Genomic DNA, 2,480 nt, shown 5'->3' on the forward strand with positions numbered 1-2,480 from the left:
GAGCGCCCCCGCCGCGCCGAGCGCGGGCGCGCCGCGCACGGCCAGCCGTCGGATCGCGTCGATCAGGTCGTCGACCGTGCGCAGCCGCAGCGTCCGGTGGGTGGCCGGGAGTGCGCACTGGTCGACGATCACGACGGCGTTCCCGTCCCAGTCGATCGTCCTGTCCACGCCGCCATTGTCCCGCGCCGTTGACACGGACGGGTGAGGGACCGGGGTGGGAGACCCACCCCCACCGCACCGGCCCGGTGCCCCGGCGTCAGCGGTGCCGCGCCGACGGCCGCGGGTGCGCGACTACCCTTGGGACACGATGACCTACCTCGACCACGCGGCCACCACCCCGATGGTGTCCGAGGCGCTCGCGGCGATGACCGAGACCCTGCCCACCCTGGGCAACGCCTCGTCGCTGCACTCGTCCGGGCGCCGGGCCCGGCGCGTGGTGGAGGAGGCGCGCGAGTCCGTGGCCGAGGCCCTGGGCGCCCGGCCCTCCGAGGTGATCTTCACCGCCGGGGGCACCGAGAGCGACAACCTCGCCCTGAAGGGCATCTACTGGGCCCGCAGGCAGGCCGCACCGCACCGGCGCCGGGTCCTGGCGAGCGCGGTGGAGCATCACGCCGTGCTCGACACCGTCGAATGGCTGGCCGAGCACGAAGGCGCCGAGGTCATTTGGCTGGAGGTCGACCGGCACGGGCGGCTGGCCCCGGAGACGCTGCGCGCCGCCGTCGAGGCCGCGCCGGACGAGGTCGCCCTGGTCACGGCCATGTGGGCGAACAACGAGGTCGGCACGGTGAACCCGCTGCCCGATCTGGCGGCGGTGTGCGCCGAGTACGACATCCCGCTGCACACGGACGCCGTGCAGGCCGTGGGGTCGGTGGACATCCGGTTCGGGGACAGCGGTGCGGGGGCGCTCACCCTCACCGGGCACAAACTCGGCGGTCCGTACGGGGTCGGCGCGCTGCTGCTGAACCGCGACACCCCGTGCGTCCCGCTGTTGCACGGCGGCGGGCAGGAACGCGAGGTGCGCTCGGGCACCCTGGACGTGCCGGGGATCCACGCGTTCGCCACGGCCCTGCGGGCGAGTGTGCGGGACCGTGCCGACCACGTCGAGCGGGTGGGCAAGCTGCGCGCCGAACTCGTCGCCGCGGTGCGGGCCGAGGTGCCGGACGCGGTCCTCAACGGCCCGTCCCCCGACGCGCCGGACGCCGTCGACCGGCTGCCCGGGATCGCGCACTTCACCTTTCCCGGCTGCGCCGGGGACAGCCTGCTGATGCTGCTCGACGCCCGGGGCATCGAGTGCTCCACCGGCTCGGCCTGCACCGCGGGGGTCGCCGAGCCGAGCCACGTGCTGCTGGCGATGGGGGCCGACGCCGCGTCGGCCCGGAGTTCGCTGCGCTTCTCCCTCGGGCACAGTTCCACCCGCGAGGACGTGGAGGCGCTGGCCGCCGAGATCGGCGGGGCGGTCGCGCGGGCCCGGCAGGCGGGGTTGTCCGGTATGCGTAAGTTCCGATCCGAGCAGGAGGTGTAGGCGGTGCGGGTACTGGCCGCGATGAGCGGGGGAGTGGACTCGGCGGTGGCCGCCGCCCGGGCCGTCGAGGCGGGCCACGACGTCACCGGCGTGCACCTGGCGCTGTCGGCCAAACCGGGCACGCTGCGCACCGGATCACGCGGGTGCTGCACGATCGAGGACTCGCACGACGCGCGCCGCGCCGCCGATCTGCTCGACATCCCGTTCTACGTGTGGGACTTCGCCGAGCGGTTCACCGAGGAGGTCGTGGAGACCTTCGTCGGCGAGTACGCCGCGGGGCGGACGCCGAACCCGTGCGTGACCTGCAACGAGAAGATCAAGTTCGAGGCGTTGCTGGAGAAGGCCGTCGCGCTCGGGTTCGACGCCGTGTGCACCGGCCACTACGCGCGTCTGGTGCTCGTGGACGACGCGCCGGAGCTGCGCCGCAGTGCGGACGAGGGCAAGGACCAGTCGTACGTGCTGGCCTCGCTCACGCCGGAGCAGCTGCGGCACGCGATGTTCCCGCTCGGCGGCTCCCGCAAGCCGGAGGTACGGGCCGAGGCGGAGCGGCGCGGGCTGCCGGTGGCGAGCAAGCCGGACAGCCACGACATCTGCTTCATCCCGGACGGCGACACCAAGTCGTTCCTGGACGACCGGATCGGTCAGAGCCCGGGGGAGCTGGTCGACGCCGAGACCGGCGCCGTGCTGGGGCACCACACCGGGGTCCACGGATTCACCGTCGGCCAGCGCAAGGGCCTCGGCATCGACGCGCCCGCCCCGGACGGGCGACCCCGGTACGTGCTGTCGCTGGAGCCGGTGTCCGGCACGGTCACCGTCGGGTCCGCCGAGGAGCTGAAGGTCGACCGGATCGACGCCGACCGGCCGATCTGGCCGGACGGGCGCCCCCTGGCGGGACCCACCGAGTGCGTGGCGCAGGTGCGCGCGCACGGCGGCACGGCGCCGGCGGTGGCGGAGTGCG

The 2,480-nt window shown here is 74.4% G+C and carries 2 protein-coding genes and 1 pseudogene; 2 read left to right on the top strand and 1 reads right to left on the bottom strand.

The window, feature by feature from the left end; all coding sequences use genetic code 11:
• Positions 1-168 (bottom strand): annotated as a pseudogene (locus tag ACTIR_RS25670) (S-methyl-5-thioribose-1-phosphate isomerase); the annotation flags it as partial.
• A gap of 139 nt (positions 169-307) precedes the next feature.
• Between ACTIR_RS25670 and ACTIR_RS0100845 the strand changes: the two are divergent.
• On the top strand, positions 308-1,522 hold the full coding sequence (locus tag ACTIR_RS0100845) for a cysteine desulfurase family protein (RefSeq protein WP_026452864.1): 1,215 nt from the start codon (positions 308-310) through the stop codon (positions 1,520-1,522).
• A gap of 3 nt (positions 1,523-1,525) precedes the next feature.
• The coding region (gene mnmA / locus ACTIR_RS21020; protein WP_065388523.1) for a tRNA 2-thiouridine(34) synthase MnmA at positions 1,526-2,480 on the top strand (955 nt) is incomplete at its 3' end.

It is taken from the genome of Saccharomonospora iraqiensis subsp. iraqiensis, from assembly GCF_000430445.1.
GTDB lineage: Bacteria > Actinomycetota > Actinomycetes > Mycobacteriales > Pseudonocardiaceae > Saccharomonospora > Saccharomonospora iraqiensis.